Consider the following 646-nt stretch of genomic DNA (forward strand, 5'->3'; position numbering starts at 1 on the left):
CGGTCAACACGGTGCTGCAGGCCGCGTTCGCGCAGCTGCTGTGCGCCCTGACCGGCCAGGGCGATGTCGTGTTCGGCACCACCGTGTCGGGCCGGCCCGCCGAGGTCGCCGGCGCGGAGAACATGGTCGGCTTGCTGATCAACACGGTGCCGGTGCGGGCGAACATCACCGCCACGACCACGACCGCCGAACTGCTCGACCAGCTGCAAGGCGCCTACAACCACACGCTGGACCACCAGCACCTGGCGCTCAACGAGATCCACCGCATCACCGGCCAGGACCAGCTGTTCGACACGCTGTTCGCCTACGAGAACTATCCGATCGACGCCAGCTCATTGTCCGCCGACCACGAGCTGGCCGTCACCGACATCACCACCCGCGAATCCACCCACTACCCGCTGACCATGCAGGCCCAGCCCGGAAAGGAGCTGCGCCTGCAGGTCGAATACGACACCGACGTCTTCGACGCGGCACGCATCGCGACGCTGATCGAACGGCTGCAGCGGGTGCTGATCGTGATGACCGGCGACCCGGCGCGGCGGTTGTCGTCGATCGACCTGCTCGACGCCGCCGAACACGACATCGCCCTGGCCGGTCAGGGCGCACAGCAGCTGCGCGAACGCGGCCTGCAGCACCGTGTTGACCG

Annotated in this window: 1 protein-coding gene; it reads left to right on the plus strand. The window is 68.0% G+C overall.

The features are described 5' to 3' along the window. Positions 1-646, plus strand: a 646-nt coding sequence (locus A5646_RS05815; protein WP_231998246.1) for a condensation domain-containing protein, incomplete at both ends; no start/stop codon positions are given.

Origin of the sequence: Mycobacterium sp. 1245499.0, from assembly GCF_001673615.1 — a bacterium.
In the GTDB taxonomy this organism is placed as follows: domain Bacteria; phylum Actinomycetota; class Actinomycetes; order Mycobacteriales; family Mycobacteriaceae; genus Mycobacterium; species Mycobacterium europaeum_A.